The sequence below is a fragment of the Stutzerimonas stutzeri RCH2 genome (assembly GCF_000327065.1).
Taxonomy (GTDB): Bacteria; Pseudomonadota; Gammaproteobacteria; order Pseudomonadales; family Pseudomonadaceae; genus Stutzerimonas; species Stutzerimonas stutzeri_AE.
Genome location: NC_019936.1, coordinates 1,043,556 through 1,056,755, shown reverse-complemented (window position 1 = coordinate 1,056,755; position 13,200 = coordinate 1,043,556). Strand labels below are relative to the sequence as shown.

The 13,200-nt window shown below is 61.4% G+C and carries 10 protein-coding genes; 1 reads left to right on the top strand and 9 read right to left on the bottom strand.

Features of this window, described 5'->3' with window-relative positions; genetic code table 11:
• Window positions 1–47: 47 nt before the first annotated feature.
• Window positions 48–1,958, bottom strand: coding sequence for an ATP-dependent zinc metalloprotease FtsH (gene ftsH, locus PSEST_RS04730; protein ID WP_041756476.1), 1,911 nt, complete (start codon window positions 1,956–1,958; stop codon window positions 48–50).
• 541 nt (window positions 1,959–2,499) lie between these two features.
• On the opposite strand from ftsH, the gene PSEST_RS04725 reads away from it, so the two are divergent.
• Complete coding sequence (locus PSEST_RS04725; RefSeq protein WP_015275881.1) at window positions 2,500–2,811, top strand: YhbY family RNA-binding protein; 312 nt, start codon at window positions 2,500–2,502, stop codon at window positions 2,809–2,811.
• Between the two features lie 35 nt (window positions 2,812–2,846).
• Here the strand turns inward: PSEST_RS04725 and PSEST_RS04720 are convergent, their stop codons facing one another.
• From PSEST_RS04720 to grpE, 8 genes are all read right to left on the bottom strand, one after another.
• Complete coding sequence (locus PSEST_RS04720; protein ID WP_015275880.1) at window positions 2,847–3,278, bottom strand: hypothetical protein; 432 nt, start codon at window positions 3,276–3,278, stop codon at window positions 2,847–2,849.
• On the bottom strand, window positions 3,256–3,732 hold the full coding sequence (gene greA, locus PSEST_RS04715) for a transcription elongation factor GreA (protein WP_015275879.1): 477 nt from the start codon (window positions 3,730–3,732) through the stop codon (window positions 3,256–3,258). Before greA ends, PSEST_RS04720 begins: the two co-directional genes overlap by 23 nt.
• Window positions 3,729–6,950 (bottom strand): carbamoyl-phosphate synthase large subunit, encoded by a 3,222-nt coding sequence (carB, locus tag PSEST_RS04710; RefSeq protein ID WP_015275878.1) that lies wholly within the window; start codon window positions 6,948–6,950, stop codon window positions 3,729–3,731. The genes greA and carB overlap by 4 nt, the downstream gene beginning before the upstream one ends.
• Before the next feature lie 36 nt (window positions 6,951–6,986).
• Window positions 6,987–8,135, bottom strand: a complete 1,149-nt coding sequence (gene carA / locus PSEST_RS04705) for a glutamine-hydrolyzing carbamoyl-phosphate synthase small subunit (RefSeq protein WP_015275877.1) — start codon at window positions 8,133–8,135, stop codon at window positions 6,987–6,989.
• Between the two features lie 216 nt (window positions 8,136–8,351).
• Complete coding sequence (dapB, locus tag PSEST_RS04700) at window positions 8,352–9,158, bottom strand: 4-hydroxy-tetrahydrodipicolinate reductase (RefSeq protein ID WP_015275876.1); 807 nt, start codon at window positions 9,156–9,158, stop codon at window positions 8,352–8,354.
• Between the two features lie 76 nt (window positions 9,159–9,234).
• A complete protein-coding gene (dnaJ, locus tag PSEST_RS04695; protein ID WP_015275875.1) occupies window positions 9,235–10,365 on the bottom strand; it encodes a molecular chaperone DnaJ in 1,131 nt (376 codons plus the stop codon).
• Window positions 10,366–10,487: 122 nt separating this feature from the next.
• A complete protein-coding gene (gene dnaK, locus PSEST_RS04690; protein WP_015275874.1) occupies window positions 10,488–12,401 on the bottom strand; it encodes a molecular chaperone DnaK in 1,914 nt (637 codons plus the stop codon).
• Between the two features lie 99 nt (window positions 12,402–12,500).
• A complete protein-coding gene (grpE, locus tag PSEST_RS04685; protein WP_015275873.1) occupies window positions 12,501–13,070 on the bottom strand; it encodes a nucleotide exchange factor GrpE in 570 nt (189 codons plus the stop codon).
• Window positions 13,071–13,200 lie beyond the last annotated feature (130 nt).

Genomic DNA, 13,200 nt, shown 5'->3' with positions numbered 1-13,200 from the left:
GTTACAGCCATCTACTCTGCAAGCGGCAAACCCGCAGGACGGCGATCTCAGTGCTCGCCAGCCGGCCCACCGATAGGGGTTTGCGGACGACTGTCATCTGGAACGACCGGCGTGCCGGAAGCTCCCGAGCCGCCTTCCCAATCACGCGGCTCACGCGGCGTACGCCCAGCCATGATGTCGTCGATCTGCGGCGCATCGATGGTTTCGTACTTCATCAGCGCCTCAGCCATCATGTCCAGCTTGTCGCGGTTGTCGGTCAGGATCTGCTTGGCTGTGCCATAGCAGTGATCGATGATGCTGCGTACTTCCTCATCGATCAGCCTGGCCGTCTCTCCAGAGACGTTGGAGTGCTGACTGCCGGCGCTGCGACCGAGAAAGACCTCGCCTTCCTCTTCGGCATACATCAACGGCCCGAGCTTTTCCGACAACCCCCACTTGGTGACCATGTTCCGCGCCAATTGCGTGGCGCGCATGATGTCGTTCGACGCACCAGTAGTGACACCTTCGAAACCCAGCGTCATCTCTTCAGCGATCCGGCCACCAAACAGCGAACATATCTGACTGATTAGCGCCCGCTTCGACAGGCTGTAGCGATCCTCTTCCGGCAGGAACATGGTGACGCCCAGCGCCCGCCCACGGGGAATGATGGAAACCTTGTACACCGGGTCGTGCTCAGGCACCACACGACCGACGATGGCATGGCCGGCCTCGTGATAGGCCGTATTGAGCTTCTCCTTTTCGGACATGACCATGGATTTGCGCTCGGCGCCCATCATGATCTTGTCCTTGGCCAGTTCGAACTCGCGCATTTCCACGATGCGCTTGTTGGAGCGCGCAGCGAACAATGATGCCTCGTTCACCAGGTTGGCCAGATCGGCACCGGAGAAACCCGGAGTACCACGGGCAATCACCGCAGGCTCGACGTTCTCGCTTATCGGAACCTTGCGCATGTGCACCTTGAGAATCTGCTCACGGCCACGAATGTCCGGCAGACCGACTACAACCTGGCGATCGAAACGACCTGGGCGCAACAATGCCGGATCCAGCACATCGGGACGGTTGGTCGCAGCAATGACGATGATGCCGTCATTCATCTCGAAGCCGTCCATTTCGACCAGCAGCTGGTTCAGCGTCTGCTCGCGCTCATCGTGCCCACCGCCGAGGCCGGCGCCACGATGACGGCCGACGGCGTCGATCTCGTCGATGAAGATGATGCACGGCGCGTGCTTCTTAGCCTGCTCGAACATGTCGCGTACGCGGCTGGCGCCGACACCGACGAACATCTCCACGAAGTCCGAGCCGGAAATGGTGAAGAACGGCACCTTGGCCTCGCCGGCGATCGCCTTGGCCAGCAGGGTCTTGCCAGTACCGGGCGGACCAACCATCAGCACGCCGCGTGGGATGCGGCCACCCAGACGCTGGAATTTGCCCGGATCACGGAGGAACTCGACCAGTTCGTGCACTTCTTCCTTGGCCTCATCACAGCCGGCCACGTCAGCAAAGGTGGTCTTGACCTGATCTTCCGAGAGCAGGCGCGCCTTGCTCTTGCCGAAGCTCATGGGGCCACCTTTACCACCCGCGCCACCCTGCATCTGGCGCATGAAGAACATGAACACCGCAATGATCACGAGAATCGGAAAGCTCGCCACCAGCAGCTGAGTCCAGATGCTCTGCTGTTCGGGCTGCTTGCCTTCGATCAGCACGTTGTTGTCGAGCAGATCGCCGATCAGGCCATTGTCCTGAATTGCCGGACGAATGGTCTTGAAGGTATCGCCCTCGCTGCGCTTGCCGATGATGACGAAGCCGTCGACCGTTACGCGTTCGACGCGCCCCTGCTTGACCTGCTCGAGGAAATCCGAGTAGTTCAGCGTCTGCGGCTCGCTCGGGCTGGAGAAGTTGTTCATCACCGTGACCAGGACGGCGGCGATGATCAGCCACAAGATCAGGTTTTTTGCCATGTCGTTCAAATTAACTACCCTCTGGAGCAAACCCGTTGTCTGCGGGCCCGCATGACGGCCGATTGGTTGCTCGGCCTAACTTACTACACAACGCACTGAAACTGGCAGCCGGTCTGTAACCCTATGAAACAGCGTAGCCCTTGTCCTGCGCGGCCGTCCATTCGACTGAAGCCTGTCCCGATAGACCGCGAAATCCGGCGTTCTGCACCGCATGCAACGCCTCCACTGCAACTACTACCGAACTGACGCGTACAGCGGAGCACGTTCAAGAATCGAAATGAATGGCTTCGAGCCCTTAAACACCACAGCAATGAAGCATTCTTACACCGATATTGGGGCCACGCTGGAAATCACAAGGCCCATGCCGTGCTCGCCGAATACGCCCGTCTCGCATATGCGCAGCGCCAAGCTAACCGTGCGCTGCGCCAGGGCAAATCAGCTGACACCCGAATGCGCCCGGCCGATGCCTCCGCTGGGCGACCTTCAACCTGTCGGGTACACTAGCCGCCATTTTCAAGGCTTCTGACGCAAGGGTCGAAATATGCCGCTCACCAACGAGCAAAAGAAACAGTACAAATCCATCGGTCACCACCTGAAGCCGGTTCTGATCGTGGCCGATAACGGTTTGACCGAAGGCGTTCAAGCCGAGCTCGAGCGAGCCTTGAATGATCATGAACTGATCAAGATCCAGTTCCGCATCACCGAGCGAGAGGACCGCCGCGCCCTGATGGAAGAACTGTGCAAGATCGCAAAGTGCGAATTGGTGCAGGCAATCGGCAAGATGGCACTGGTGTATCGTAAAAACCCGAAACCGAACAAGCAGCTGTCCAACATTCACCGCTTCCAGGCTTGAAATCGCTGCGGCAGACCGAGGTCTGCCGCGCAAGATCAGTGCTCGCGCCCCGGAGCCGGCTGCAAGACCAGCATCAAGCCACACAGCGCCATGACCAAATAGCTGAAGCTGGCCCAGTAGAGCGATTCGAACCAACCCGCCCGCATCAGCAATTGACTGCCCGCAAGCAGCCCCACCGCCAGCAACAGTTGCCCCCGCACATCGCGCCACAAGCCGCGCAGCCCCGTCACTTGAACCAGGACCAGCGCCTGTAGCGCACTACAGAACGCAGCGAAGCCGACGAGCAATGGCTTCAGGCTGCCTGCGATTTCCTCGACCAGCAACGGCGCCAGCCCGATACGCCCGAGGGCAGGCAAGACCATGAACTGCAGCAGCCACAGGCCGCCAACCCAGAACGTCTGGGCCAGCTGCCAAGTGATGATGCCGGCCCGTGCGGGCTGCCGATCAGATATGACGGACCTCGACAATCTCGTACTCGATCAGCCCGCTGGGCGTTTTGACGGCCACAACGTCGCCTTCTTCCTTGCCAATCAACGCGCGCGCAATCGGCGAACTTACCGACAGCTTGCCCTGCTTGATATCGGCTTCATCGTCGCCGACGATCTGATAGGTCACCTGCTCGTCGGTCTCGACGTTGGCGATATCAACGGTGGTGCCGAAAATCACTTTGCCGGTGGGCGTGATGTTGGCGATATCGATGACCTGAGCGTTCTGCAGGCGGCCCTCGATGTCGCGGATACGCGCCTCGACCATACCCTGCTGCTCGCGCGCAGCATGGTACTCGGCGTTTTCCTTGAGATCACCCAGCTCCCGCGCCTCGGCGATTGCCTGAGTGATCTGCGGTCGCAGCACGGTCTTCAGATGCTTGAGTTCGTCTTCCAGGGCGCGAGCGCCCTGGATGGTCATTGGGAATTTTGTCATGCCTTGATTCCTGCATGGAGATCCTGCAGCCGGCGCACGGTCTTCTCGGGACCGAACTTGAGCGCCTCACAGATCGCCTGACCACCCGCGATGGTGGTGGTAATGCAGATCTTGTGCTGCAGGGCGTTGCGACGAATGGAATACGAATCGGCGATGGATTGACGCCCCTCGGTGGTGTTGATGACCAAGGTGACTTCGTCATTCTTGATCATGTCGACCACATGAGGACGACCTTCGGTCACCTTGTTCACGCGACGCACCGGCAGCCCTGCCGCTTCGATGATGCGCGCAGTACCGGCGGTAGCCACCACTTCGAAACCGAGGCCGACCAGATCGCGGGCCACCTGTTCGACGTAGGGCTTGTCGTCTTCACGCACACTGAGGAACGCGCAGCCCGAGGTCGGCAGGATTTCGCTGGCTCCCAGCTGAGCCTTGGCGAACGCTTCGGCGAAGCTGTCGCCGACACCCATCACCTCACCGGTGGACTTCATTTCCGGGCCAAGGATGGTATCGACGCCAGGGAACTTGGCGAACGGGAATACCGCTTCCTTGACGCTGTAGTAGGTCGGGATGATTTCGCGAGTGAAGCCGATTTCCTTGAGCGTCTTGCCCGCCATCACGCGCGCCGCGACCTTGGCCAGCGATTCGCCGATGCACTTGGATACGAATGGCACGGTACGCGAAGCACGCGGATTGACCTCGAGCACGTAGATGTCCTCGCCCTGCACGGCCATCTGCACGTTCATCAGGCCGATCACGTCGAGCTCCAGGGCCATCTTGCGCACCTGATCGCGGATCTCGTCCTGAATGTGCTGCGGCAGCGAGTAGGCAGGCAACGAACACGCCGAGTCGCCGGAGTGAACACCGGCTTGCTCGATGTGCTGCATGATGCCGCCGATGACGACATCGGTACCGTCGCACACGGCGTCGATATCCACTTCAATGGCGCAGTTGAGGAAGTGATCCAGCAGCACCGGGCTGTCGTTGGACACCTGCACCGCTTCACGCATGTAGCGCTTGAGCTCTTCTTCCTCGTAGACGATCTCCATCGCGCGGCCGCCCAGCACGTAGGACGGACGCACCACCAGCGGATAACCGATCGCCTTGGAGGCGGCGATGGCTTCTTCTTCGCTGCGCGCGGTGGCGTTCTGCGGCTGGCGCAGATTCAGACGCTGCACCATCTGCTGGAAACGCTCACGGTCTTCAGCGCGGTCGATCGCGTCCGGACTGGTACCGATGATCGGCACGCCCGCCTCTTCCAGCGCACGGCAGATTTTCAGCGGGGTCTGGCCGCCGTACTGCACGATCACGCCCTTGGGCTGCTCGACACGGACGATTTCCAGTACGTCTTCCAGGGTTACCGGTTCGAAGTACAGGCGATCCGAGGTGTCGTAATCGGTGGAGACGGTTTCCGGGTTGCAGTTGACCATGATGGTCTCGTAACCGTCCTCACGCATCGCCAGCGCGGCGTGCACGCAGCAATAGTCGAACTCGATACCCTGGCCGATACGGTTGGGCCCACCGCCGAGGATCATGATTTTCTCGCGGCTCGACGGGTTGGCCTCGCACTCTTCCTCGTAGGTCGAATACATGTAAGCCGTGTCGGTGGCGAACTCGGCGGCGCAGGTATCGACGCGCTTATAGACCGGCAGCACCTTGAGCTTGTGGCGGTGGCTGCGCAGGTTCTTCTCGGTGACGCCCAGCAGCTTGGCCAGACGCGCATCGGAGAAACCCTTGCGCTTGAGCTTGTACATCAGATCACGGTCGATACTGGACAGACCCAGTGTCTTGACGTGTTCCTCGTCCCTGACCAGATCCTCGATCTGCACCAGGAACCACTCGTCAATCCGGGTCAGCTCGAACACTTCGGCGACCGTTTTACCGGCACGGAACGCATCGGCAACGAACCAGATGCGATCGGCGCCCGGCACGGTCAGCTCGCGCTTGAGAGTGCTCTCAGCTTCGGCATCAGCCAGATTCAGCTTCGGATCGAAACCGGTAGCACCAACTTCCAGACCACGCAGGGCTTTCTGCATGGACTCCTGGAAGGTGCGACCGATGGCCATCACTTCACCGACCGACTTCATCTGGGTGGTCAGGCGCGCATCAGCCTTGGGGAATTTCTCGAAGGCGAAGCGCGGGATCTTGGTAACGACATAGTCGATGGCCGGCTCGAACGATGCCGGGGTGCGCCCCCCAGTGATGTCGTTGGACAGTTCGTCGAGGGTGTAACCCACAGCCAGCTTCGCCGCGATCTTGGCGATCGGGAAGCCCGTGGCCTTGGAAGCCAGTGCCGAAGAACGCGACACCCGCGGATTCATCTCGATCACCACCATGCGCCCGGTGTTCGGGCAGATGCCGAACTGCACGTTGGAGCCGCCGGTTTCCACGCCGATCTCACGCAGCACCGCCAAGGAGGCGTTACGCAGGATCTGGTATTCCTTGTCGGTCAGGGTCTGCGCCGGTGCGACAGTGATGGAGTCGCCGGTGTGCACGCCCATCGGATCGAAGTTTTCGATGGAGCAGACGATGATGCAGTTGTCCTTCTTGTCGCGGACCACCTCCATCTCGTATTCCTTCCAGCCGATCAGCGACTCGTCGATCAGCAGCTCACTGGTCGGTGACAGATCGAGGCCGCGGGCACAGATCTCTTCGAACTCTTCACGGTTGTAGGCGATGCCGCCGCCGGTGCCGCCCATGGTGAACGACGGACGGATGATGCAGGGGAAGCCGACCTTGTCGAGGACGCCATAGGCTTCTTCCATGTTGTGCGCGATGCCGGATACCGGACAGGCCAGGCCGATGTCCTTCATCGCCTTGTCGAAGCGCGAACGATCTTCGGCTTTGTCGATGGTGTCGGCATTGGCGCCGATCATTTCGACGCCGAACTTCGCCAGCACGCCATGCTTTTCCAGGTCCAGCGCGCAGTTCAGCGCGGTCTGGCCACCCATGGTCGGCAGCAGCGCGTCAGGGCGCTCCTTTTCGATGATCTTGGCCACAGTGGCCCACTTGATCGGCTCGATATAGGTGGCATCCGCCATCGACGGGTCGGTCATGATGGTGGCCGGGTTGGAGTTCACCAGGATGACGCGGAAGCCTTCCTCCTTCAGCGCCTTGCAAGCCTGAGCACCGGAGTAATCGAACTCGCAGGCCTGGCCAATGACGATGGGGCCGGCGCCGAGGATGAGGATGCTTTTGATGTCTGTACGTTTTGGCATTTTCTTACTCTCGAATCCTTTGGTCAGTCGGCAGGCTTAGCGGCGCTTGGCCATGGTTTCGATGAAACGGTCGAACAGCGGCGCGACGTCGTGCGGGCCAGGACTCGCTTCCGGGTGGCCCTGGAAGCTGAAGGCAGCCTTGTCGGTACGCTCGATACCCTGCAGAGTGCCGTCGAACAGCGACTTGTGCGTCGCGCGCACATTGGCCGGCAGGCTCGCCTCGTCCACGGCAAAGCCATGGTTCTGGCTGGTAATCATCACCACGCCGGTCTTCAGATCCTGAACCGGATGGTTCGCGCCATGGTGGCCGTTGGGCATCTTCACGGTCTTGGCACCGGAGGCCAGCGCCAGCAGCTGGTGACCGAGGCAGATACCGAATACCGGAATGTCGGTCTCGAGTACTTCCTGAATCGCTTTGATTGCGTAGTCGCACGGCTCGGGGTCACCCGGCCCATTGGCCAGGAAGATGCCGTCCGGATTGAGCGCCAGGGCTTCGCTGGCAGGCGTCTGTGCCGGCAGCACGGTGACGCGGCAACCGCGGGCGACCAGCATGCGCAGGATGTTGTACTTCACACCGTAGTCGAAGGCGACGACGTGGTAGGGCAGCTCGCTAGCGGGAATCTCGGCATGGCCGTCATCCTTCAGGCACCAGACGCTAGAGCGCCACTCGTAACGCTCCTTGACGCTGACTTCCTTGGCCAGATCCATGCCCTTGAGGCCGGGGAAACTGCGCGCCAGCTCCAGCGCTTTCTCTTCGGTCGCATCGCTACCAGCCAGGATGCAGCCGTTCTGCGCACCCTTCTCACGCAGGATACGGGTCAGGCGGCGAGTATCGATGCCGGCGATGGCAACGGTGCCATTGGCCTTGAGGTAGTCAGGCAGGGGTTGCTTGTCGCGCCAGTTGCTGGAAATCAGCGGCAGGTCGCGAATAACCAGACCCGCAGCCCAGACTTTCCAGGACTCGGCATCTTCCGGCGTCGTGCCGGTATTGCCAACATGAGGGTAGGTGAGCGTAACGATCTGCTTGGCGTAGGAAGGATCGGTGAGGATTTCCTGATAGCCGGTCATGGCGGTGTTGAACACCACCTCACCAATGGTTTGCCCATCGGCGCCGATGGATTCGCCGCGAAAGATGCTGCCATCGGCAAGAGCCAGAATGGCTGGCGTAAGGGCTGGCTTAGTCAAGAGACCTCCCGTAGATCAAGGCTGGAGCAGACGCAGATTGTAAAAAAGCGGGATGACGTGTGAAGGTCATCCCGCTTTTTGTTTGATTCATTTCTGCGCAACTTTTAGTGGACACACTAAAGCGAGTAGCTTACAGAAAACCCTGTTTAGGGTCCAGCCAAAATGCCCGACAAGCGCACCCGGAACGAGCACCGCGCTGCCAAGCGGCGCAAAAACTCATTTCAGACCAAGCACATCCTGCATGTCATAAAGCCCAGCGGGCTTCTCATCCAACCAGAGCGCGGCACGCACCGCCCCCTTGGCGAAGGTCATGCGGCTGGAGGCCTTGTGAGTGATTTCGACTCGCTCACCATCTGCGGCGAACAGCACAGTGTGATCACCAACCACATCCCCTGCACGCACCGTGGCGAAGCCGATGGTTTCACGCTGACGCGCCCCCGTCTGCCCCTCGCGGCCGTACACCGCAACCTTCTGCAGGTCACGCCCCAGCGCCTCGGCGATGACTTCGCCCATGCGCAGGGCGGTCCCCGAAGGCGCGTCCACCTTGTGCCGGTGATGTGCCTCGATGATCTCGATATCCACATCGTCACCCAGCACCCGCGCCGCCGTATCCAGCAGCTTGAGGCACAGATTGACGCCAACACTGAAGTTGGCCGCAAAGACGATCGGGATTTCTCTGGCCGCCGCGGCTAGGCGCTCCTTTTCTTCCGGCGAGAAGCCGGTGGTGCCAATCACCATGGCCTTGCCGGCGCGCCGACAGACCTCCAGATTCTTCAGGGTCACCGAGGGGTGGGTGAAATCGATCAGCACGTCGAACTCATCGACGGCTCGAGCAAGCTCACCTGTCAGCGGCACCCCAAGACGACCGATGGCTGCCAGCTCACCGGCATCTGCACCGACAAGCGTACTGTCCGGTCGATCGATGGCTGCCGTCAGGCCGGCCGCGCCGCCGGTCTGCTGCACCGCCTCGATCAGGGTCTTGCCCATGCGCCCGGCGGCGCCGGTCACTGCAATACGTCGCATCAAATCAGCTCCAGGCTGTGGGCCTCAGACAGCAGACGAAGGCATGCAGCCTGTCGCCCGCCACCCGCAGCCCTTGTCATACATCGCCGAAAAAGCGCTTCACACCCTCGAACCAGCCGCTGGCCTTGGGTGAATGAGAAGTGTCGCCCTGCAGGGTGCCACGGAACTCCTCAAGCATCTCGCGCTGGCGCTTGCTCAGGTTGACTGGCGTTTCGACCACCACGCGGCACATCAGGTCGCCCGCGGCACCGCCGCGAACTGGCGCGACACCCTTGCCGCGCAGGCGGAACTGTTTGCCGGTCTGCGTGCCTTCGGGGATCTTCAACTTGACGCGACCATCCAGGGTCGGCACTTCCAGCTCACCACCCAGTGCCGCATCGGCAAAGCTGATCGGCACTTCGCAGTACAGATGTTTGCCATCGCGCTGGAAGATCGCATGCTCGCGCACATTGACCACGACATACAGATCGCCGGCCGGACCACCCTGAGTGCCCGCCTCCCCCTCACCGGACAGGCGAATGCGGTCGCCGGTATCAACGCCTGGCGGAACCTTGACCGAGAGCGTCTTCTGTTCTTCGACGCGCCCCTGCCCATGGCAGCTGCCGCACGGGTCGGAAATCATCTTGCCACTGCCATGGCAGCGTGGGCAGGTCTGCTGCACCGAGAAGAAGCCCTGCTGCATGCGCACCTGACCGATGCCGCCACAGGTGGTACAGGTCACCGGGCTGGTGCCCTTCTTCGCACCGGAGCCATCGCAGATCTTGCACTCGACCAGCGTCGGCACACGGATGGTCACCGTGGTGCCGCGCACCGCCTCTTCCAGGTCGAGCTCCAGCGTGTAGCGCAGATCACTGCCGCGCTGCGCGCCGCCACGTCCGCCGCCACGACCGCCACTGAAGAAATCACTGAATACGTCGCCGAAAATGTCGGAGAAGTTCGCTCCGCCATAGCCGGCGCCCGCTGCGCCAGCACCCATCTGCGGATCGACGCCGGCATGCCCGTACTGATCGTAGGCAGCACGCTTGCTCGGATCGGAAAGTACTTCGTAGGCCTCGTTGGCCTCCTTGAAAGCTTCCTCGGCAGCCTTGTCGCCCGGATTGCGGTCCGGGTGATGCTTCATCGCGAGGCGCCGGTAAGCCTTTTTCAGCTCCGCCTCGCTGACGCCGCGCTCGACGCCCAGCACCTCATAAAAATCGCGTTTGGCCATAACTATCCTGAACCCTCAATTTCATGCCTTCCAGACACGCCGACGCGGGAGCAAGCCCCCGCGCAGCGGTCGGGCCCGCCCGAACGAAGTCGGGACGGGCTGGAGCGGAAGCAAGCCAGGGCTTACTTGTTGTCCTTGACCTCTTCGAACTCGGCGTCGACCACGTCGTCTCCCGGCTTGCCCTGCTCGTCGGCCGGCTGACCTTCGCCCGCCTGAGCCTGCTCGGCGTACATCTTCTGCGCGACCGGAGTGGAAGCCTGGGAGACGGCAGCGATCTTCGCTTCGATCTCGGCCTTGTCGTCGCCCTTGATGGCCAGCTCCAGCTCGCCCAGCGCCTTCTCGATCGCCGCCTTGTCGTCATCGCTGGCCTTGTCACCGGCCTCGACGAGCATCTTGCGAGTGGCATGCACCAGCTGGTCGCCCTGGTTACGCGCAGTGGCCAGCTCCTCGAACTTGCGGTCTTCCTCGGCATTCGCCTCGGCGTCGCGCACCATCTGCTCGATTTCTTCCTCGGACAGACCCGAGTTGGCCTTGATCACGATGGACTGCTGCTTGCCGGTAGCCTTGTCCTTGGCGGACACGTGCAGGATGCCGTTGGCGTCGATGTCGAAGGTGACCTCGATCTGCGGCATGCCACGCGGCGCCGGCGGGATCTCGGCCAGGTCGAAGCGGCCCAGCGACTTGTTACCGGTTGCCTGCTTGCGCTCACCCTGCAGCACGTGAATGGTCACCGCGCTCTGGTTGTCGTCGGCAGTGGAGAACACCTGCGACTTCTTGGTCGGGATGGTGGTGTTCTTCTCGATCAGCGGAGTCATCACGCCACCGAGGGTCTCGATACCCAGGGTCAGCGGCGACACGTCGAGCAGCAGCACGTCCTTGACGTCACCAGCCAGAACCGCGCCCTGAATGGCAGCGCCCATGGCGACGGCTTCGTCCGGGTTGACGTCCTTGCGTGCTTCCTTGCCAAAGAACTCGGCGACCTTCTGCTGCACCAGCGGCATACGGGTCTGACCACCGACCAGGATCACGTCGTCGATCTTCGAAACGTCGACGCCGGCATCCTTCAGCGCGATGCGGCAAGGCTCGATGGTGCGCTGCACCAGATCCTCGACCAACGCCTCCAGCTTGGCACGGGAGATCTTCACGTTCAGGTGCTTCGGCCCGGTGGCGTCGGCGGTGATGTACGGCAGGTTGACGTCGGTCTGCTGGCTGGAGGACAGCTCGATCTTGGCCTTCTCGGCCGCTTCCTTCAGGCGCTGCATCGCCAGCGGGTCACCCTTGAGGTTCATGCCGCTTTCTTTCTTGAACTCGTCGACGAGGTAGTCGATCAGGCGGATGTCGAAGTCCTCACCGCCGAGGAAGGTGTCGCCGTTGGTGGCCAGCACTTCGAACTGGTGCTCGCCATCGACTTCGGCGATCTCGATCACCGAAACGTCGAAGGTACCGCCGCCCAGGTCATAGACGATCACGGTGTGGTCGCCCTTGGCCTTGTCCATGCCGTAAGCCAGCGCAGCCGCGGTCGGTTCGTTGATGATGCGCTTGACGTCCAGACCGGCGATGCGACCGGCATCCTTGGTGGCCTGACGCTGGCTGTCGTTGAAGTAGGCCGGAACGGTGATCACCGCCTCGGTCACCGGCTCACCGAGGTAGTCCTCGGCGGTCTTCTTCATCTTCTTCAGGATTTCCGCGGAGATCTGCGGCGGCGCCATTTTCTGGCCATTCACCTCGACCCAGGCGTCGCTGTTGTCTGCCTTGACGATCTTGTAAGGGACCATCTGAATGTCTTTCTGCACGACGTCTTCGTCAAAGCGACGACCGATCAGACGCTTCACCGCATACAGGGTGTTGTGCGGGTTGGTCACTGCCTGGCGCTTGGCCGACTGGCCAACCAGGATTTCGCCGTCGTTCGCATACGCGATGATCGACGGAGTGGTACGGCCGCCTTCGGCGTTCTCAATAACCTTGGCCTTGCCGTTTTCCAGAATCGAGACGCAGGAGTTGGTGGTTCCCAGGTCGATACCAATGATCTTGCCCATTTAATTCGCTCTCCAAATTTCGATTGGTCCGCGCCTGTTTTACCGGCTGCGGGTAACACAAAAACGCTTGGCTACCAGATGGGGGTCGGCAGCCGGATTTCAAGCCTTCTCATCAATCGAAGGCGGTGCGTCGGCGGGCGCCTTGCTGACGACGACCATCGCCGGACGCAGCAGGCGACCGTTGAGCAGGTAACCTTTCTGGAACACCTTGAGCACGCTGCCCGGCTCGACGTGGGTGCTTTCTTCCATGGCCATGGCCTGGTGATGCTCAGGGTTGAACGGCTCGCCATGCGGGTCGAGCTGCTCGAGCTGGTGACGCGCAAGAGTGTCCAGCAGTAGCTTGAGGGTGAGCTCGACGCCTTCACGCATCGGCTTGACCGCATCATCATCGGGGCTGGACAACTCAAGGCCACGCTCAAGGCTGTCGGCAACCGCCAACAGGTCACCAGCGAACTTCTCCAGCGCAAACTTGTGGGCCTTCTCAACATCCTGTTCGGCGCGCCGACGGATGTTCTGCAGCTCCGCCGCCACGCGCAGGGACTGGTCCTGCGCCGCTGCCAGCTGCTCTTCCAGCGATTGCACGCGTGCAGCCAGGTCCTCGGCTACGTCCGCTTCCGAATGCTCGGGCGTTTCCGGGTTCTGGTTATCCAGGTTCTGCTCGTCGGCCATGAGTCCTCCTCTCTATACGATCAGCGGGCAGCAAACCCGCGCTTGTGCCGCTATATGGGGGCGCGAAAGCCGGCTTCAAGGGGCGCGGAGCAAAGTGCAGCGCGCGAAATGACGAGCGACCGCACATTCA

Coding starts and splice junctions, on each gene's coding strand:
- carB (WP_015275878.1), bottom strand. CDS start 6,950: ATGCCAAAACGTACAGACATCAAAAGCATCCTCATCCTCGGCGCCGGC.
- dnaJ (WP_015275875.1), bottom strand. CDS start 10,365: ATGGCCAAACGCGATTTTTATGAGGTGCTGGGCGTCGAGCGCGGCGTC.
- grpE (WP_015275873.1), bottom strand. CDS start 13,070: ATGGCCGACGAGCAGAACCTGGATAACCAGAACCCGGAAACGCCCGAG.
- greA (WP_015275879.1), bottom strand. CDS start 3,732: ATGACAAAATTCCCAATGACCATCCAGGGCGCTCGCGCCCTGGAAGAC.
- ftsH (WP_041756476.1), bottom strand. CDS start 1,958: ATGGCAAAAAACCTGATCTTGTGGCTGATCATCGCCGCCGTCCTGGTC.
- PSEST_RS04725 (WP_015275881.1), top strand. CDS start 2,500: ATGCCGCTCACCAACGAGCAAAAGAAACAGTACAAATCCATCGGTCAC.
- dnaK (WP_015275874.1), bottom strand. CDS start 12,401: ATGGGCAAGATCATTGGTATCGACCTGGGAACCACCAACTCCTGCGTC.
- dapB (WP_015275876.1), bottom strand. CDS start 9,158: ATGCGACGTATTGCAGTGACCGGCGCCGCCGGGCGCATGGGCAAGACC.